This window comes from Cryobacterium soli (genome assembly GCF_003611035.1).
Classification (GTDB): Bacteria; Actinomycetota; Actinomycetes; order Actinomycetales; family Microbacteriaceae; genus Cryobacterium; species Cryobacterium soli.
Genome location: NZ_CP030033.1, coordinates 965,030 through 984,294, shown reverse-complemented (window position 1 = coordinate 984,294; position 19,265 = coordinate 965,030). Strand labels below are relative to the sequence as shown.

The 19,265-nt window shown below is 59.2% G+C and carries 13 protein-coding genes; 6 read left to right on the top strand and 7 right to left on the bottom strand.

Annotated features, from left to right (window positions below):
• The first annotated feature begins 1 nt into the window (after position 1).
• The 4 genes from DOE79_RS20425 to DOE79_RS04495 all read left to right on the top strand — a co-directional run bounded on the left by DOE79_RS20425 (position 2) and on the right by DOE79_RS04495 (position 8,467).
• Positions 2 to 247, top strand: a complete 246-nt coding sequence (locus tag DOE79_RS20425) for a hypothetical protein (protein ID WP_162942600.1) — start codon at positions 2 to 4, stop codon at positions 245 to 247.
• 47 nt (positions 248 to 294) lie between these two features.
• A complete protein-coding gene (locus DOE79_RS20420; RefSeq protein ID WP_162942599.1) occupies positions 295 to 3,864 on the top strand; it encodes a tetratricopeptide repeat protein in 3,570 nt (1,189 codons plus the stop codon).
• Positions 3,865 to 4,220: 356 nt separating this feature from the next.
• The gene (locus tag DOE79_RS04500) at positions 4,221 to 6,527 is read left to right on the top strand and encodes an ATP-dependent nuclease (RefSeq protein ID WP_245977113.1); all 2,307 of its coding nucleotides are present in this window, start codon (positions 4,221 to 4,223) and stop codon (positions 6,525 to 6,527) included.
• Positions 6,527 to 8,467: a UvrD-helicase domain-containing protein gene (locus tag DOE79_RS04495; protein WP_120337472.1), complete on the top strand. Its 1,941-nt coding sequence runs from the start codon at positions 6,527 to 6,529 to the stop codon at positions 8,465 to 8,467. The genes DOE79_RS04500 and DOE79_RS04495 overlap by 1 nt, the downstream gene beginning before the upstream one ends.
• Before the next feature lie 535 nt (positions 8,468 to 9,002).
• On the opposite strand, the gene DOE79_RS04490 is transcribed toward DOE79_RS04495, so the two are convergent.
• The 4 genes from DOE79_RS04490 to DOE79_RS20855 form a co-directional block, all read right to left on the bottom strand.
• Positions 9,003 to 9,590 (bottom strand): hypothetical protein, encoded by a 588-nt coding sequence (locus DOE79_RS04490; RefSeq protein WP_120337471.1) that lies wholly within the window; start codon positions 9,588 to 9,590, stop codon positions 9,003 to 9,005.
• 8 nt (positions 9,591 to 9,598) lie between these two features.
• Complete coding sequence (locus DOE79_RS04485; RefSeq protein WP_120337470.1) at positions 9,599 to 10,054, bottom strand: single-stranded DNA-binding protein; 456 nt, start codon at positions 10,052 to 10,054, stop codon at positions 9,599 to 9,601.
• A gap of 145 nt (positions 10,055 to 10,199) precedes the next feature.
• The gene (locus DOE79_RS04480) at positions 10,200 to 12,008 is read right to left on the bottom strand and encodes a type IV secretory system conjugative DNA transfer family protein (RefSeq protein WP_120337469.1); all 1,809 of its coding nucleotides are present in this window, start codon (positions 12,006 to 12,008) and stop codon (positions 10,200 to 10,202) included.
• Positions 12,009 to 12,036: 28 nt separating this feature from the next.
• Positions 12,037 to 12,480 (bottom strand): DNA-processing protein DprA, encoded by a 444-nt coding sequence (locus DOE79_RS20855; RefSeq protein WP_425455713.1) that lies wholly within the window; start codon positions 12,478 to 12,480, stop codon positions 12,037 to 12,039.
• A 31-nt stretch (positions 12,481 to 12,511) separates the two neighbouring features.
• On the opposite strand from DOE79_RS20855, the gene DOE79_RS21115 reads away from it, so the two are divergent.
• Both DOE79_RS21115 and DOE79_RS04465 read left to right on the top strand, forming a co-directional pair.
• Positions 12,512 to 12,883 carry a restriction endonuclease subunit S gene (locus DOE79_RS21115; protein ID WP_162942597.1) on the top strand — a complete coding sequence of 124 codons (372 nt, stop codon included), beginning with the start codon at positions 12,512 to 12,514 and terminating at the stop codon, positions 12,881 to 12,883.
• Between the two features lie 695 nt (positions 12,884 to 13,578).
• Positions 13,579 to 14,799 carry a helix-turn-helix domain-containing protein gene (locus DOE79_RS04465; RefSeq protein WP_120337466.1) on the top strand — a complete coding sequence of 407 codons (1,221 nt, stop codon included), beginning with the start codon at positions 13,579 to 13,581 and terminating at the stop codon, positions 14,797 to 14,799.
• Between the two features lie 120 nt (positions 14,800 to 14,919).
• Here DOE79_RS04465 and DOE79_RS20720 read toward each other — a convergent pair whose 3' ends face one another.
• The 3 genes from DOE79_RS20720 to DOE79_RS04445 all read right to left on the bottom strand — a co-directional run bounded on the left by DOE79_RS20720 (position 14,920) and on the right by DOE79_RS04445 (position 18,949).
• The gene (locus tag DOE79_RS20720; protein ID WP_181445859.1) at positions 14,920 to 15,657 is read right to left on the bottom strand and encodes a hypothetical protein; all 738 of its coding nucleotides are present in this window, start codon (positions 15,655 to 15,657) and stop codon (positions 14,920 to 14,922) included.
• A gap of 610 nt (positions 15,658 to 16,267) precedes the next feature.
• Positions 16,268 to 17,560, bottom strand: coding sequence for a hypothetical protein (locus tag DOE79_RS04450; RefSeq protein WP_162942596.1), 1,293 nt, complete (start codon positions 17,558 to 17,560; stop codon positions 16,268 to 16,270).
• Between the two features lie 819 nt (positions 17,561 to 18,379).
• Entirely contained in the window at positions 18,380 to 18,949 is a 570-nt protein-coding gene (locus DOE79_RS04445; protein WP_120337464.1) for a dihydrofolate reductase family protein, read from the bottom strand.
• Positions 18,950 to 19,265: the final 316 nt, after the last annotated feature.

Here is a 19,265-nt window from a genome sequence, read left to right as displayed (position 1 = left end):
AGTGAGCCCGACCGTAAGCGCGCTCCTCGACCGGGAAAACGATATCGCAGTTTATCTCGACGCTGAAAAGACGCAGGTAGCGCTGGGCCATTTCGAGAAGCGCAAGCTGAGTGGCGAGCATCGTCGCGTGCAGGGCGCGACTCTTGAGTCCGTGGACGACCTCGATGAGGGATATGGGTCGGCGTGCATGCAACCAAGTTGCGTCAGTGCCTGCCGTTCGCTGAAGCGAGAGCACGGAGAGCACTAGCCTTAGCGCAGCGAGCTCGACCAGAGCGGATCGATTGGGGATTACGGGTGATCGACGTCTTTGCGTTGGCGAAAGGCCTCGCTGGTCTAAAAGGCCCCCTTGGATGGCTGTGGCGAACGTTGACGATAGAGATTTTTGTCGTCAGAGATGTCAAGCGCGCACTCAAAGCGCTTGATTTCGACATAAGTCAGAAGCAGCTTCGCGTGGTGCTAGTTAGTGGCAAATTCCGCTCGGCGATTGAGACGGACTCCTCGGCGACCAAGGCGGAGGCCTTTCGAGCATTCGGCGAAATGGTGACATCGGGCACACCGGGTGACGCGCGCGGAGAACAGGTCTTCCGACTCGTTCAGAAGTCGTATCTTCGCCGACTGCCTGTCGGGTCGGCGCTGGTATTGTCCAATGCCCAAGTAATCTCTACGGTCGATCAGAGCACCGCGGCTCTCGGAGCTCAGTTAGACGAACGCTCTACAGACGTCGCCCTGTTCGAGCATCGGCTCGAGAACTTGCATCCACTCAGAGCGCAGGAGGCGGCGTCCCTGCAAGCAAGTTGGCCGGGCATGGCAGAGGTGATAGGCCGGATGGACAGATCCGGTGGCATCCCCGAGCTTCTCCGCGGTTGGGCAACATCCACCCCCCGATTCCTGGAATCTGCTCCACCTGAAGTAAACGCTTGGCTCGGCCAGTACTCACAAGACCTGCGCGTTGACGAGGCGGCCGACACGTTTTACAAAGACGCAATAGACGATGGGGTGTCGTCAGCCGGCTACTGGACGGTCCGAAAGATGTGGATCAAGCCACACGATGAGAAAGCCGCGAGAGCAATTCTTGAAGGCGCATCACCACATCCGCTGGTGGATGCTGCCTTGGCGGACTTGGACAAGGATCGAGACAGAGTCGTCAGGATTGTCGCCGAATGGCGACCATTAACGAGCGCGGAGACTTCTGCCAAGTTAACAATCCAAGCCCGCATGGCCTGCCAAGACATGGATTTTGATGCCGCGATTCAGTTCGGACGAGAGGCTCTCGAAACATTCGGCTCGAGTTCGGGCGGAATGATCGCAGCAGAAGCTATGGTCTTCCGTGACGGGAATTCGGCATCGGCTCTCCGCTCGAACGATCTCTCTCAGGCGTTGGCCACATTGCTCACGGTTCGAGACAATCGGCGCCGATGGGGGTTCTCCAGCGGCGCGGCAGTAGCCAAGGCTATGCATGTAAGACGCCTGCTTTCCGACCCAGAAGGAGCGTCCAGTTTGGCAAAACTTCCGCCAAACGGAGAAGCGACGGAGGCTGAGGCAGTCGCGCCGGAGGTGCGGGTCCAACTTGCCATGATGGCCGCAGATCGAGGTGACGTCGACGAAGCGAAAGCACTACTTAAGGACACAACAGCGACGGCTTACGAGCGCACGCGAATTGACGCCCTGCTCGCGGAGCAGGATGGGGACAGTGATCTGGCTGCCGATCTTTGGAGAAAGGCACTCGCCTCAACCGACAACGGAAACGAGAAAGCGGACGCTTGCTTGCAGTTGGCGTTCCTAGGCATCTCCGATCCATACATTGCCGAGCTCGCTGTTGAGAACCAGAAGGTGGCATCGGAGCTAAGGACCATCGCAGCACTGTATTCAAAGGAGCAGGGGTCAGTTCAGCAAGCTCGGTCCTCGGCAGCATCATCAAGCCGCATGCTTATGATCCTGGTCCAATACTTCGAGAAAAATGGCGACAACTCGAACGCGGCCCAATTGCTTCGTGAAGGCGCTCAGCGATGGAATGACGCGGACCTTTGGATGCAGCTTGCCTGGCACACAAAAAAAGCCGGTGAGACGGCATCGGCGATCGACGCTATTAACTCGGCGCTGTTGGCTGCTACCTCCGGATGGGGCGGCCACAAGAGCGCGAATCGGCTCTTGGTCGAGTGCTACTCGACGCTGAAAGACTGGGAGGCAGCAGCGAGATCAGCTTCGAGCCTTGTCGAGCGTGAACCGCGAAATCCGTCCGCGATATGGGCACTTGTCATATGCCAGTTTCATGTTGGTGACAGGTCCGAGGCCTTGGAAACTTGGAATACGCACGGTCGACCGCACCCCACGGACGAGTGGCAGGTGATGGTCTGGATCGACCTCCTTGACGAATTCGGAGCCCAGGTAGGAACGGAGGCTGACCTGGTGGTGCTGGCATCAGAGTGGGCTCTTGAAGAAACAATTCGTCGACGAATCGTGACCGCCCTTCTCTTCCAAGCACCAACCGATCAGGACGAGGAAATTGACCAGCCGGCTGAGTCCAACTTCCTCGCTGAATACCTTAAGGACTTCCCGGACGCCGGATACTTCATACCTATCGAAGTCGATCTCGAGAATCCTATCGATTCGATAGTCCAGGCAATTGGGGAGCGGCCCGACACTTCCGAGTTCGATGCCAGGATTGCGTCTGGAGAGTTCCCGATCGGAGCATCGACTGAGATTCATGGTCGCACGTATGCGGAGACGATCGTTCTGCGCGCTTCTGGAGCCCGTTACGCGAGCGCGTGGAACGCAACGACAGAGCGCCGCGCTCTAGTAGCCGCAATGGGCGGCCAGCGCGTGGTCATTGACACAACCGCGGCTTTCACGCGGAGCCTTCTGCCCGACGACTTGGGCGCCATGATATTCGGCAGTATCCCCAGCCTGGTCGCAACAAACGAACAGTATTTGGACAGCCAACAAGGCCATAGAAGTTTGCAACGGGTTTCCGGACTCGCTTTCGTGCCCGCTCAGGCGGGGAGAGCGCCGCGGTTCGAGCTGATCGACGACGACGCCGCAGCTAGTCAGCTTCGACTAGCGCAACGAACTGTTGATGCCTTCAAGGCTGTCGTGAGGCTACCTCACACCGAGCTTGTGACTTTCCCTCGGACTGAGGACCACGACGCCATGGGGGTGTGGCTATCTGCGGTTGACATCGCGGCGGCGGACGGTTTGATTCTCTGGGCGGACGACACAGCATTGCGAAAGCTTGCGGATTCTATGGGGGTCCAATCGTTCGGGACCCTTGAATTGCTTAAGTATTTGCGCGAGGACCACGTGCTCGCCGAAGCGATGGTTGACGTCGCCGACGCGACCCTAGTCGCCAACTTCTATGTTTCTGTTCCCTTTTCCAAGTCAATGCTCGAGCTATCACTGACACTCCAGGGGCAGAAAGCGCACTCTGTTGCCGCGTCCTACTTGCACGCGACAGGGGACGAAGCAAGCGCGCGGGTGACTTTTGCGCTTGCGGCGATGTCTACTGCGTCCGGCAACCCGGATGCGATCCGAGACTGGGCATTTTGCCTCAGTGCTTGGATGGTGAATGTGACCAGCACCCCAGATGCACAAGAAAGCAATCTCGGACACCTAAGCAAATTGATTCTCAACGAGCCTTGGTTAACCGCTGACACGCTACCTTTCGTCGTTGAGGGGTTTCGTGCAGGAGTGGAGCATCGAGGCGTTGAGTCGCAGGCTCTCTTCGACGCTCTCCGATTGGGGTTTGAATATCTGGCACGAGCAACTCAGTTCGACCAAGCCGCTGAATACTACTTTCAGTTGGTGAGTAGTTTGAAAGAAGAGGACCGCGTGCGCTTCACTGAATCGATATTGTCCAGCCGCCCATGAGACTCACAGCTTCCGCTTTCGGACAGCGGATCCGCTCTGGGGGATGTGGCCGCTGGAAGCCCGCGCGGCGCCCCCTGACCTGCGATATCAAGACGGGCATGCGCCGAATGAAGCTATCTGAATCCACTTGCCCTGCCCAACCAGTGTCGCCTGTTGACGATTCGTACCGACTTCTTCGTAATCAGCCCCAGAAATGAGATTGCCGCTATGAGTGTTAGAAAACTGATGAAACGAAGCCAAGAATGCGGTGACTTCGAACGGCTTCGAGGGTCCGCGACGATATCAAATCGATGGGTTTATTGATGAGGCTGAGCTCTTTTCGAGTGGAGAACTTTCGCCGCTTGCAAAACGTACGAGTGTCGGTAGATCCGGAAACAACAATTTTCGTCGGTGCGAACAACAGCGGGAAGACGTCTGCGACTTACGCGTTCCGTCTATTCCTTTCCAATCGTGGTAGCAGGGACTTTTCCATCCACGACTTCAGCTCGGCGTGCTGGGCGCAAATGGATAGTGCAGGAAATGACCTGTCAGATAAGTCCCCGCTTCCGTCGATCACGCTGGACTTGTGGTTTGACATCGATGCGCAGGATCTGTACCGCGCAATCCCGCTGATCCCTAACCTCGACTGGGAGTCAGGCCCGCTGGGCGTACGGTTGTCGCTTCAGCCCGACAACTCAGACGAGCTTCTCGCTCGGTATCGCCACGCGCGAAGTCAAGCCCAGGAGGCAACGGACGACGCGTCTGACTTCCACCCATGGCCGACGTCGCTCAGTGACTACCTTTCACGCACGTTGCAGGAGGAATATTCAGTCAGCATCGCAACACTTGACCGGTCGTCCTTTGACGAGGAGTGGAATGAGGATCTCAGCCGACCTCCGCGGGCCTTGGCCGACACCTCTACACAGGCGCGCACAATTCTCGACTCGATAATCAAGGTCGACTTCATGGATGCTCAGCGCTTCCTCTCGGACTCTGAAGCGAGTGGCAAGGGGGAGCACCTCTCGGGGCGTCTTGGCCGCTTTTACAAGAACAACCTTGAACGCTATGACGACAACCACGGAGCAACGCGAGCGCTTGCTGATTCAGAGCGGCGGTTGAACGACCATCTTCTTCAAGTGTTCAAACCGACCCTGGACAGCCTTAACAAGCTTGGGTATCCCGGGTTTTCAAATCCGTATCTGTTGATCAGATCCGTCGTTGATCCAGAGTCCATATTCTCTAGCAAGAACACCAGCGTCCACTACTCATTGGACGATCCTGACACGCTCGATCCTGGCGTCGCGCCGGTGATGCTACCCGGTCGATATAACGGTCTGGGGTTCAAGAACCTGATCTATATGGTCATCGAGTTGTTGGATTTCCAGGAACGATGGGCGAGCATGCCGGTCCGTCCGCTTCTCCACTTGGTCATGATAGAAGAGCCTGAGGCCCACCTGCACGCGCAGCTGCAACAGGTGTTCATCCGTCAAATCCGTAAGGTCCTAGACGAAGAGGCCTCTTTCTTGACGCAGCTCGTGATCACAACACATTCGTCGCACATCATCTATGAGGCAGGGTTCTCGCCGATTCGCTACTTCAAACGATCCGCGGGAGTCCCCAACCAGGCGACCACAGATGTTTTGGACTTGGCAACGTTCAAGCGACCTACGGCGCCGCAGTCAGTCGTCTCCGGGCCAACGGCCACCGCTGCATCCGACGAGGGAAGCGGAGAAGCTGTAACGTCTGAGCGCGAACCTGACGTCCCAGCCGCTGCAGCGATCGACGAGGTAGTGACGCGCGACTTTCTGATTCGGTACATGAAACTCACTCATTGTGATCTATTTTTCGCCGATGCGGCGGTGCTTGTAGAAGGAAACGTCGAGAGGCTCTTGTTGCCGCTCATGATCGAACGAACTGCTCCGGAATTGAAAGCGCAGTATTTGAGCATCCTCGAAGTAGGTGGGGCGTTCGCGCATCGCTTCCGTGATCTTGTCAACTTCCTTGGCATTACCACTTTGGTGATTACCGACTTGGACAGCGTGGCTCTCAAAGGGGCTGCAGTGTCAACCCCAGGTGAGCCAGAGTCCTACGCGGAGGAATCGGCCATGAACGAAATGCCGAGTACAGGCCAGACTTCAAAATCTTTGTCGGTGTCGATGACCAACGTACCCGGTGCGCAAACCTCGAACGAAACGTTGAAGCAGTGGCTGCCGGGGCGATCCTCAATCCCAGACCTACTGAGCGCTTCGGAAGATCTGAAGATACAGGCGAGCCCTTGTTCGGTGCGAGTGGCCTATCAGGGCGTGACAGATGTCACTTGGAACGGCACGACGGTGAAACTTGCCGGACGCACATTGGAAGAGGCGTTCGCGTACCAAAATCTGCAATGGACCCAAGATGCGGGACAGAAGGATCTGCATCTCAGCGTCGTAAAGCGCAGCGAAGAGACTCCTGACATCAGCAACGTATTGGCACGAATTCACCACCGCGTCGCTTCGAAGAGTTTCAAGAAAACTGAATTTGCGCTCGCGGTGTTCGAAGCTGATCCTGAAGCGTGGGTTGTTCCGACCTACATCGATGAGGGACTGAAATGGCTTGAATCTCAGCTGACCCCGAATGAGATTCTGGTCCCTGTACTGAACGCGGACGCTTTGGCAGCGGATGACCTCGGCAAAGTTGCCTGATGACCAGTCGTATAGGAAGCCCCAATACTCCTGTCGATCTGGCACTCCACGCTCACCTGGATAGCGTGAGCCCCAGCGGATTCATCGTCCGAGCCGGAGCCGGTTCGGGAAAGACAACCTCGTTGATTAAGGCCCTCGCGCATCTGATCCAAAGCCAGGGAGTAGCTCTTGCGCGAAACCAGCAGAAGATCGTTTGCATTACGTACACCGATATCGCGCGAGAGGAAATCTCTCGAGATGTCGGGGAGCACCCGCTCGTGCACGTCTCGACCATCCACAGTTTTCTCTGGGAGCTATGTCGACCGTTTAAATCCGATATAGGCGTATGGGTGAGTCTGTCGATGCAGACGAAAATTGACAAGCTGAAAGACTTGCGCGCGGGTTTCGCGAGCAAGCCGCGAACCCGACCGGCGACCATACAGCGCAACCAAGAGGATATCGACCGAGCCGAGCGCCAACTTCAGGAGCTCGATGCCAACGTGTCGTACACCTACGGCATATCGAGTAACTACCAAAATGGCACTCTTGGTCACGACGACATTTTGAAGCTCGGGTCACAGCTGCTGACTACGAAACCTCTATTGGCGCAGCTCGTGGCTCAGAGGTATCCGTTCTTCTTTGTAGACGAGAGCCAAGACACCATGCCCGCCGTCGTAGAAGCGCTTAGTAAGGTCGCAGCGGAACACTCTGACCGCTTCTGTCTAGGTTTCTTCGGCGATCCGATGCAGCAGATCTATGCAACTGGTGTTGGCGATATCGATCTTCCGGAGGGGTGGGTCCAATTCGACAAACCTGAAAACTTCCGCAGCTCGCAGGCCATTCTTGCCGTTATCAACAACATTCGATCACGGTCGGATGACTTAGTGCAGACAGGTGGACGCATAGACAAATCAGTCACTCCACCCGTTCTCGTTCAAGGATCGGCGCGACTATTTGTTCTCCCGACCGACGGGAAGAGGCAAATGAATCTGGCGCGGGTGCGCCAGTGGCTTGCGGCTGAACACTCGGATCCGCTGTGGCAGAGTGCCGACGAAAACCGGGAGTTGCGCATCCTTGTAATCGTTCACCGGATGGCCGCAAATCGTCTTGGTTTCCCTGCTCTGTACAGCGCATTCAACGACAAGGTTCCGGACAAGTACGGCACGTCTTTTCAGGAGGGAGACGGTTGGCTTTTGGGCCCGATCACTAGGTTTGTTCTCCCTCTAGTTGGTGCTAGCGATTCGGGGGACAAGTCGGAGGTCATGCGAATACTCCGTGCGCACTGCGAGTTACTCAGTCAGGCTAACCTCGAGAATCGGTCCGACATCGCGGCTCTTTTTGCGCAGCTCGCCCATGCGGTCAAGGAACTTAGCAATATGCTGTCGCCCTCGTCCGGATCGTCTGTGCGAGACCTGTTCAAGGTGATTGCCGACAACAAACTCACGTCACTCGATTCACGGATCCTCGTTTCGTTATCCATACCTGCGACCGGACAAGCTGAGGTCCCAGAAGGAAATGGTGCGGATCCTGAGGACGCGGAATTAGTCGCTGGCATCGTCGAGCGCTACTTTTCCTGCGCGGCTATAGAAGTAGTGGGTTATGGCGAATACACGGCTCGCCGTTCACCTTACGCAACTCACCAAGGCGTCAAGGGCGCGGAGTTCGAACGCGTTGTTGTGGTTCTGGATGATGAAGAAGGTACGCACAATCAGTTTTCGTACGACAAACTACTCGGCCTGACTGCTCTATCGGATACTGATTTGCGCAATGTCGCGGACGGCAAAGAGTCGGTCATCGGACGTACGTCAAGGCTCTTGTATGTCTGCTGTTCACGAGCTCGTCGCGACCTTGCCGTAGTTCTCTACACAGCCGATCCGGCATCCGCTGTGGCCGAACTCAAGAACTCAGGCATGTTCGAGCGTGACGACGTCCTGGCGCTAGAGGACCTAGAAATTCGTTGATGGCACCAGGACGGGAGGACAGGCCCACCTCGAGTTTCCGTTGACCGGTCGCGATCTCGACGAGCCAGAAGCCAGAGCGTCGACATGAGCTTCACTTGGAAACGGCGCCTCGACTGACCTCGCGGAGAATCTCGAACTGAGTTAGATGTATTCGGACCTCGTAGCACAGGCGGCTAACGAACGGCTACTTCCCGAAACTGAGCTGGGGATCCTTAGAAGCATGGTTTCGGAAGCTCGGCCCATTTACGCCGGGGAGATAGCTGGTGAATTGAATGCCTCACAGCAACTTGTCGGGTGGCGGGCCAAACGCCTCGGCGAGCAAAACCTCATTGTTCGTGAGGCAGTCAAGGGTGGCCGGCGAACTTGCAAGCTCTCAAACGAGGCGCGACGCATCTACTTTGACAACAGGGCGGCATGGGAATTGCACCTTCCTGAAACTGGTGAAGGGGAGAGGTCCTTGTTAGCGATTTGTGAGTCCCGTCAACTATGAGCGGTTCTTCTTGTTACTCGGCGTGATTCATGATCAGCCGATGGGTTAAGTCTCAATTCTTGTGGGTGGGTTAGCACCGTCGCGAGCATAGAAGGCCGCTCCCGCCTCACGACGTCTTTCGACATCTTTGATGACGAAAGACGCAAAGTCTTTGTCACGGTCGTCGATCATGATGTCGTCGGCTGCCCTGGTAGGGGTTTCACCGGGCCACGCGATTTGGCGCGTAGGACGGTCGCGCTCGAGGCGGGTCCCGGATGCCCCCACCCAGTCGTGAAGACGCTGGCGGGCGTCGGCGAAGTCGCGGTGCCAGCCGAATGGTGCCGAGCCGTGTTGATCGGGGTCGTAGGCGCAGAGCCAATGTAAGTGCAGCGCAGAGAGCTCCCAGACAAGTTCTGGGTGGCGGTGCCAGAGAGGCGGCACGACGGAGGCTGGGAGTCCATACGTCCGACGTAGCCAATTCACCCACCGGTTGAGCTCGATCCATTCGACCTCGGCCTCTTCGGCGGTGAGTAGATTCCAGTTGATGGGATGTGGAGGCTCTGCAGTGAGCGGGCCGTCAAGATCTTCGAATGAGTCATCGACGAACTTGCCATTTCGATCATCCGGGACCCACTCGTCCAGTGGAGATGACATGGTGGCCCTCACGTCCCGAGTGCGGCAGAGCGGGCCTGGGCGAGCTGGGGTGCTCGTCGCATGACGTTCTGTACAGCGGATGCGTTCAGCTTCTCGGAGGGTGCTGATCGGCGGGCTCGGTCCACCTCATAGTTCGTGCGAGCGAGGTCGTGGCCGATCTTCTTCGCGACGAACTCCTCCCGGTCGATGACTTCACCGTCGCGCTCTACTTGGAATGTGCGTACGTAACCTTCGGCGACAAAACTGTCGCCCTTGGCAAACCGTGTGAGTGCCCGGTCGGCGGTAGCCCGGTACGCGACGAGGTCGTGGAAGCTTGGTTCGAGTGGGGTGAAGCCTCCTTCCTCGCGACGGAAATGGGGCTGGCCGACGCGCACGTAGAAGCGAGTGTCGCCATTCTCCGTGACTGAGTGTTGTGGCTCCGACGCGATGAAACCTGACAGCGACTGCTGCGTGTGAAGTGTCATGGGACTCAACCTCCTGTTACTGGGCGGACCGGGTTGATCCGCGCTCACTACTAGGTGTGCCGCCGCCTTCACGACGGAGGCGAGCGGGCAAACCACCTCAACCGCAGTACCCGCCGTTGCGACGCGATATGGGGCGACGCTGTCACTACGATTGGCTGGCCGACGGCTGCGCGGCAGACTCCGCAGGAGGCCTACGCATCAATGCTTCGATATCCGCCCGGTTGACGAGCAGAGTCTTCGCATCAGGACGCCCGGTCCACATCTGCAAGCTCGCGATGACGGGCGGGGCCGCGCGGAGCATGATCAGGCCCGTCCCGAAAGGGAGGGTGCGGATGGTGTCGGGCGGCATGACCGGGACCCGGCGGACGGAGCGCTGCGCTGAGCGTGAACCCCGGTCACCGACGGTGGTTGAGTCGGTGGACTCGTCGCGCTCGCCGATCAGGGTCGAGAGATCGTGCAGGTCTCGAGAGTTGGATGCTCCGCCAAGTACGACCTTGACGATCGACGAATCCCATATCGTGCCTGCTGCGTTCTCGCTCCACTTGGTTCGTGCCTGCGCGAGGGACTGGAGAACGGGCATGGTTGTTATGCCCGTGCCGCCGCCTTCCGCCATCAGGTTGGGAAGCGAGGGGAGGGGTGCCAAATTCCCGATTTCGTCGAGTGCTAGTAGCAGAGGCGGGTCGAGTCGAGCGCCCGCGCTCCGAGCGGCCAGGCGGCGGGCGGTCTCCACGAGGTCCTCGACGAAGGCTGAGACAAGCGCGGCGGAGTTGTTTGAGCCTGCACCTGTTGCGAGCAAGTACAGAGTGCTGTTGCTGCGCAGAAAACCCTCGGGGTCGAAGCTCTCACCTTCTCCCGGTGAGACGGCATCCAGTACTCGTGGGTCGGCGAGGGCGCCGAGCGAGAGGGAAACGCCCTGCCAGATTGAGTCGCGTGTCCGTGGGTCGGCTTCCAGCATTGCTTGCAGGGAGTCGCCCCATCCTGTGGCGGCTGCGGGAGTGCTGAGGAGGATGGCGACCGCGTCGTGAGCTGCAGCCGGGTCAAGGGTCCACCGGAAGAGTTCGGCGGGCGTGCGGTGGTCGAGGGCGGCGGCGTGTAGCAGCGCTTGCAGGGCAGTTCGTGTTTTTGCCTCCCAGAACCCGCCGCCATCGACGCCGCCGGCAGCCAGGCCAGTGCCGGCTGCCAATCCCGTTGCGCGGATCATCGCTGTGAGCGGATCTTCGCAGCCGCGGATCGGCGACCAGCGTAGGCCCGCGGGCACTCCGAGGGCGAGTTGTTGAGGATCGAACACAGCGACCGGGCCGGTCCGTTGGCGTGCTCGGAGTGTGGCCGTGAGGTTGTCAGGGCGGGTGGACGTGGTCACAACCGGCCCGGGGGAGTCGAGGATGGCGTTGATGACGATGTGTGCGCCCTTCCCGGAGCGCGGTGGTCCGATGACGAGGATGGAGTCCTCGACGCTGGCCCAAACATCGTTACCTCGTGATCGTCCGATGCGGTAGCCAACGTCCGTAGCCTTCGCGTTCGATAAGGCTGGGCGGAGATGCGCAGCGCGATGCATGAGCGCTTTGCTGGATGCCGCTCGCAGGACATCGTTCCGTGTCGCGATTCCGGGGATGCGGTACGGATCGATCCGTGCTGCCCGTTGCGGATCGTGAAGCTTCCGCCACAGCCAGGTCCCGGCCGCGCAAACGACAACGACCATGATGCTGGCCGTCAGCCAGTAGGCAAGCGGGTGCAGCGCGGGAGCCTGCATGGCGGCTGCTGGGTTGCCGGGGTCGAGGAGGACAGAGAGTCCGGTCTCGGGCCCGCCAGCCGGTTGCGCGATACCTGTCGCCCAGGCTGCGATGGTTCCCGACAGCCGGAGGAGGAGCGCAAGTACTGCTGAGCACATCAGGAGTCCGATGCCGAAGTTTGCGAGCTCGTCGCCGAGCGAGCCCTGAGTTCGTGGTGTGCTCACCGGCGCTCTCCCTTCATCTAGAGAAGGTCTAGAGGCGCAGACCAGTATCGGTTCGACTGAATCGTCGTGTGGGGGAGTAGGTGAACGTTCGGTCTCCTGAGAAGCCGGCTGAGGCGTCCAGCAGGTCCGTCACGTCTTGTGCGTCGACCACGAGACTTGCGACTCCCTCCTGAATAAGCCGGTGGCACCCTGCGCTCGCCGGGCTGGTGACAGGTCCAGGGACGGCGCCGACCGGTCGACCCAGGGAATGGGCTTGCGCAGCCACGTTCAACGAACCAGATCGGTGCCCAGCCTCAACGACGACAGTCGCGCCCGAGAGCGCTGCGAGGATCCGATTCCGTTGGAGGAAGCGCCACCGAGTCGGGGCGGAGCCGGGCGGAAGCTCGCTCAGGAGCAGTCCGCCGCTCTGTTCGATGCGCTCAAAGAGTTGCTCGTGGCCCGCTGGGTAGAGCCGGTCGAGCCCGCCGGCCAGTACGGCGACCGTGGACCCGGGACACGTCGCGATGTGGGACCGCGACCTTGGCGAGGCGTTCGTCAGTCAACATGTCGCGCTGGTCAAGCCGCATTCCCCCGAAGTGTCGCCTTGGCTGCGACTCGTCTTGATGGCGCCCTCAGCTGGACGAAGGCAGTTGCGTAGCTCCATTTATGGAGGAAAGCCCGGCCTCAACCTGTCCCAAGTACGATCTGTAACCTTCGCCCTCCCCCCTCTTGCCGAACAGCGTCGCATCGTTAGCAAGGTTAACGACTTAATGGCCGTTTGTGACGAGTTGGAGGTTACTCTCGCGCGGAAGCGGACTGAGCGATCCAGGCTGCTGATTGCGCTACTAGACGGGGCGTTGAACGGCGTAAACGAAAACAACCTGGTTGTCGTCTGACTGAGAATCACCACGATGCGGTTTGACGTCACTGGTCAAGCTGAACCGTTGGTTGCGGCCGATTTGCGAAAGTGGTGCGATCTGCCTTCGTGACTCCCTTTCAATAGTCTCAACTAGCGACCATTCGAGGGTGGGGCTGGGATGCTTGAATTGCTGAAGGGACGTGCCATGGACCGATCTGTAGGGGTGTTCTGTATTCGAGGCTTGGATCGGTGATCAGGTCCAATGGGCGATCGTCGAATCGGACAGCCCATCAGAACGAGACATCACTCGGCCATCATGCGATTGAGACGCCCCGGAAGGGTCCCGACGCTGTTCACGTGCTTCCCTACGAGGGGCACATGCCGCGGTCCTTCAAACGAAGTGCGCATTTCTAAGCTGGACGAGGAGCGAGGGGCGGGCGCCCCTCGCTAACGCTCGACCATGAGTTTGCGATGCTGGTGGCCAGCAGGGCAGCCGATGACACCGTCGATCGAGCGTCCTGCGCCAGTCGCTTAGCTGCGATGACCACCGCAGGATCCTGGCGGACTTGGTCTGCTCGATAAGCAGACTCGGTCACCAGGGAGAGTAGTTCAGCGGTGTTGATTCTTGCCATGGTCAGTTCCTCTGTTTGGGTTCGATGAGCTATTGAGAACCATAGGGCTAATAGTGAATAGACACAACACTTAGTGTCACTAATCGGCTAGGTTGGTCACATGGAGACAACAGCTATTGCGTTAGGCCTCGAGATCAAGCGTTTGCGCGAGCTAAGCCAGATGAATCAAGAAGATTTGGGTGCGCAAGCGGGTTACGGGAAGGGGGCTGGGGTGTCGATCTCGAGAATTGAATCTGGGACAACCCGACCCACCAAGGTGCGGCTTGCAGGAATCGCTTTGGCGCTGAAGGTCACACCGGAGCAGCTCGAGGACTTGGCGAAGCTTCGTGCTCTTGTTGGCGAGGACGCGGGTCAGAAGGCCGATGCGCGCGTTCGACCGCAAGCTGTCAAAGACCGTTTGAAGACTATTCAGGAGCGCACCAAGCTCCGCACCGACTGCGTTGAGGAGCTGGGTGCGTCATTCAACGATGCCCATGATCGAGCTCGCGATGCCTACTTCCTGCGGTTCGTGGATATTGCCAAGGGCATCGAGAATGCGCCCCTGCCGAAGATGCCGCCCCAGGACGAATTGGCGGGCTCCGATGACGACGCTAACGAAGCGCGAGCGACCGCCGCCGGTATGAGTTTCTTGTCTCAGAAGATCACCAGTGCCCTCGTGGGTGGTGCCGGCGGCGCCGCGACTGGTGCTGCCGTTGGAGGCGCCGCCGCGTACGCGGCGTTCACCGGGGCAGCAATGTTCGGCACTGCGTCCACTGGCGCTGCGATATCAGGGCTTTATGGGATCGCCGCGACCAATGCCACGCTGGCGGTGCTCGGAGGTGGGACGCTTGCCGCGGCAGGCGGTGGAATTGCCGCAGGGTCGCTCCTTCTCACCGGCATCGTGGCCGCTCCGATCGCTATTCTTGCCGCCGGAGGCCTATTTCTTGCTCATCGGCGGACCAAGACGCAAGAAGTGAAGCTCAACGCCCAACTTGACGTTGCGGAGGCCTCGCTTGACGCCACACAACATGGGTTCGACCTCCTTGCGGACACTCTGGGCAGAGCGACAGCGATTCTTGAGTACGTCGGTGTCCACGCAGCCCATGCTCTCGAAAAATGGGAGCGAGGTCTTGGAGTGCGACCCACAACTTGGACGTCGCTGACCGTCGACCAGCAGCAGTCATACAGGGGCTTTATCGACATTGCTGCCTGTGAGCTCGCCGTAGACGGAATCGACGCTCCACAGTTCATGACGACCGAATCCGACGGGTTGGAGCGCCTTGCAAATGCAATTGGTGCGACGCTTGACCACGCCGAGTCCACAGTGCGCGCGCTTGTCTAGAACCAGCAATTGGCCCAATGCAATGCACTCGAGAGTGTCCCGATAATCGTCACAGACGACGCGCATTGGGCCCGAGGGCAGCGCTGACTGCCGACTGGGCCAATGGGGATAGGAAGCCCTCTATGTTGAGGTGATGGTCGCTACCGTGAGCAGCGTGCGGACGTGAGCGATCTGAGTGGCTGTGAGCGGATCCCATGATTTGCCCTTCGCGTGGTCGGGAAATCCTGCGCGGAGTACACGTCGTACCCCCCTATCGTCGAGGCCGAACTCTTGAGCGAGGTGGGAGACCGTCGCTGTGTTTGCCTCTGACGCACCGACCTGCCCGTCGGGGTTCAATGTTCGAGTGGGGCGGTGTGGGCGCAGCGCACCGGACGCGATGCGGTTCCAGATCGAATATGCCTTAAGTCTTTCGATCGCATCACTTTCGAGCGCGAGTGCGCTGGCTTGGGTCGCGCATTCCGCCCACCGAATCTCGACATCGAGCCATCGAATTGCGTCCTGTGCCCAATCTGAAACCCGTGTTGGATGCCCGGCGCGCACGGCATCGAGGTGTTCCTCGACGAACGTAGCGTCCGCAAGCGCCCGATCGAGGGCCGCCTCGCCAAACCCGCTCACCGCGCCTTTTCCGCGTCGGTAGATCGAAAGCCTGCCCCTAATGCCCTTGCCCTTGCGTTCGCCGGCCATGCCGACGTATACGATGACCCCGTCGCGCGTTCGCATCTGATACACGCCCGGTGTCAGCGGTGCAATGGGTGCCGCAGTTGCGAAGGGTGCCCAGTCAGACCAAGCTGCAAGATCATCGACGGCTATGTACGCATCGTCACGGTTCATGTACGCATCGTCACGGTTGGTGGTCACATGATCATTCTGGCGGCAAACGATGCGACTCACCGCCAGCTTCTTTGCCGCTCAGAGCGCATGTCCGCGCTTTCGGGGGGCAGGGCCATGGTGCGGCGACCTGACCCTCGAACGTCGGTCCGTCGCGACGGAGCGGCAAGCGTGCTAGGACAAATTACGTCTAGCCGGATCTTGAGTGGGCCGATACCGCACGGCGACTGCTCCGACGGGAACTCTTGGCGTCCCACGAGTTCGAGTTGGATATCCTCGCGCAGACCGGTAAGCAATGTCGGTCGTGTCCGGTGAGGATGGGCTGCACCAGGAACTCATACTCGTCGATCAGTCCAAGATCTGCCAACGCCAGGGGGAGCGTCACCCCACCGACCCACAGGCCCTCGCCTGGCTCCTGCTTGAGCGGCTGAATCGATTGCGCCGAAATCGCCATGCACCAGCTCGGTGTTCCAATCGACCCCACTGAGGGTGCTCGACACGACCTGCTTCCTCGCCTGGTCGATGGTTTCGTCGAAAGGCTTCTGCCAGTCCTCCATGCAGTCGGGCTAGGGTGACCGCCGAAGCGAAAAGCCAGTCCCGGGCCGCACGAGTTCCACCCCGGCTTCGCCGGCGCGGGTGTCTATGGCCTCGGTCCCTCCTTGAGACGCTTACGCACGACCTCTCGTTCCCCCGCGATCGAGATCTCAGCCCGAAGCTCGGCTCCGTAGAACATCAGCACCCGAGACTCATACTCGTCTCCCGCGAGATTCTGCACCAGGTCGGGACGGTTGCCGACAAGCATGTCTGACACGACGCTACGAATGTGAGCTCGGACTAGTGATCTAAGGGCATCCGAATCGCGATTGATGCTGGGTCTCAAGGCGTCGTCTGTTGATGCGGCCGCGAGCCGAACTGCAATCGCGCTGAACGCACCGGGCATCTTTGACCAAAACTTCTCTTTCAGGGCGATGTCGGCAAGGTGCTCGGCAATTTGAAGGTCCGCATTCGACCGCAACGCGATCATGGCCAGAACCCCCTCGCCGAAGTCGTCGAGGAGTATTTCGCTCAGATCTTCGATGGGTCGATCGTCGCCGTCGAGCAACTCTGCGTACGCCCAAGCAAGCCGGCTTGACACCGACGAGTCGTAGTCAATCCACAACATGGCCGAAGCCGTGACACGCCTAGCCATTTCTCGCCGCGATACGGGGCGAATTTCGGGATAAGCGAGTGCGCTGATTGCTAAGGAGCGAAGCAATTCGTGGGCCAGCTGAGCGCGCGCCAGGTTTGTCTCGTTGTCGAGCTGGGTGGAGGGGCTGAGGGATTCAAACGCAGCTCGGGTGTAATTATCAAGCAACTCGAGTAGGCGTGACACCTCTTGTTCACCAGCATCCTGATCGAGAGATGCGAGATAATCCGCACGAAACTGGTTCCTCAATCGGGTCCACTGAATTGCTGTCCAAAGTTCCGCAGGCAATGGAAGTAGTGACTGCTCGATAGCGCGGTGCACCCGCCCTAGCGTTGCAAGGAGGCTCTCAGCGCTGGCCTGCCGATATTTCTCCTTTTTGCGACCACTTGAATCCCAGAGAGCCGTCAGAATCGGCAGGACGTCGGCGTAACGCTCGTCCGACTGGAGGAGGGTTCGGGGACGTTTCATGTCTCGCAGGGTCGCCTCCAGCGCGGCGCAAGCGCTGTCGGCGATTCTATTGGAATCGTCCCGTTTTGCGTCGTACCAATCCCATCGGGTCGGCCGCGTAATTGCTTTCTCAACAATCTTGAAGATGTACTTCGGATCCACTTTGAGATAAATGGCATCGTTGAGGACGGCAATTGGATTGCCGCCCCTTTCATGGTCCAGAACTCGTATGCGTTCGAATATGTTCGCGGATTCTAGCGAACGTCCTCGATCGTACTCCCGCTGCATCGACTCAGCCACGGACAGACTTCTCGGAATCTCATCTCCTCGCGTTCGCAACACAGTTGCCACTTCGGACAGGGCCTGAGTGATCCCGCCTGGAAAGTGCAAACCCAACGTGCTTCGAGCGGCGACGCGGAACTCTCCTGCCTTGGGAGAAGAAAGGTCCGACAGAGTCAGACCGAGAGAGGACGCCCCGGAGGCCTCGCGCTCAAGTACCAGGACTTCCAATTGAGAAAGGATCTCCGAATGCGTCCGGGACCACCGTCTGGAAGCAGCAAGCCGATTTCCTTCATCTGAACCGCGCCGAGTCATAGCGTAAGGATAGGTCTCATTTGCGAATCGAACGGAATGTTCTTTCCAATGATGATTCGCAACCTTTCAGGGATGGTTCCGCCACCGTGGTGTGACCATGGTGTTGACAACCCACTTGGAGGAGACATGATGAACAAAATCAGCAAGCATGGGTGGCGGACAATTCAGTTCGCCCTAGAGTCTTGGGCGCGAACAGCGCGGCTTGCCATCCTTCTTGTGCTCGTGGTCGCCCTGCCAGCTCTGACCGTTCTATTCGTTAGTCGCTAGGGTGTGACTAATCCGTCTCGCAACCGCTGATCGAGTGGCACCATTGACTCGGCTCCGGTGTTCACGCCGGGGCGACCCGGGACTGGCCCCCCCTGCAACACCATGGGCAGACCAAGCTGTCCGCGCGGGCTTGAAGACTTTGGGGTGAATACTACGAAGCCGATCCTGAACCATGACCGTGCGGTCAGCGGGGTGCCGCCCGCGCCGTAACCCGACCCCGGAGCCGCGGGAGCGGCCAACGTGCCGGGACAGGGCGTGTCAAGTCGCAACTCGCGTGGGCCGGTATCGAACGGCGACGGCCCCCGACCGGAGCTCACGGCGGTCCACGAGATCTAGCTGCATGCGCTCACGCAGACCGGCAAGCAACGTTGGGCCGTGTCCGGCGAGGACCGGCTGTACAAGGAACTCGTACTCGTCGATCAGTCCCAGATTTGCCAGAGCAAGGGGGAGCGTCACGCCACCCACCCACAAGCCCTTGCCTGGCTCCTGCTTGAGCTGCTGAATCGCGTGCGCCAGATTGCCCTGCACCAGTTCGGCATTCCAATCGACCGCGGTCAGTGTGCTCGATATTACGTACTTCTTCACCTGGTCGATGGTCTCGGCGAACGGTTTCTGCCATTCCTCCATCCAGTCGGGCCATGCGCCCGTTGTCGGCTTCTGCCATGCTGACGCCATCATTTCGTAAGTCACCCGGCCGAAGAGTAGGGCATCGGCCTGCTCCATTTGAGCGGTCCAGTAGCGCATCGACTCCTCGTCCGGGGGGAGTCCTGCCTCGTGATGGCAGCAGCCGTCGAGCGTGACGTTGATTGAGTATCGGAGTGGTCGCATCTCGTTGCTCTCCTTTGATCCGCGCCCCGCGTTGGACTGGCTGTTCTCAATCGGTCAGATCGACGCACTAGCGCTCAGCGTATAGCGCCGTCGTGATACGAACCAGACCGCGGACCAAGCGCACGGTCGATCGCCATCACCGGCGGTGTTCGGTCACGCTCGGCGGCACATGGGGGAGAGATTGAGAGGGCCATAGGACCGCTGAAAGCGGCCTCCCAAATCCATCATTTACCCATCTAATTCATCTCTATTTGACCCAAAACGATGGGCTACACTCGGAGGCAGCGAATCGCCTGGTTCCCTGTAAACACAAGGG

Excerpts from the sequence above, each read along its gene's own strand:
- DOE79_RS04490 (WP_120337471.1), bottom strand. The coding sequence starts at position 9,590 with ATGTCATCTCCACTGGACGAGTGGGTCCCGGATGATCGAAATGGCAAG.
- DOE79_RS04485 (WP_120337470.1), bottom strand. The coding sequence starts at position 10,054 with ATGACACTTCACACGCAGCAGTCGCTGTCAGGTTTCATCGCGTCGGAG.
- DOE79_RS04465 (WP_120337466.1), top strand. The coding sequence starts at position 13,579 with ATGGAGACAACAGCTATTGCGTTAGGCCTCGAGATCAAGCGTTTGCGC.
- DOE79_RS04495 (WP_120337472.1), top strand. The coding sequence starts at position 6,527 with ATGACCAGTCGTATAGGAAGCCCCAATACTCCTGTCGATCTGGCACTC.
- DOE79_RS21115 (WP_162942597.1), top strand. The coding sequence starts at position 12,512 with ATGTGGGACCGCGACCTTGGCGAGGCGTTCGTCAGTCAACATGTCGCG.
- DOE79_RS04445 (WP_120337464.1), bottom strand. The coding sequence starts at position 18,949 with ATGCGACCACTCCGATACTCAATCAACGTCACGCTCGACGGCTGCTGC.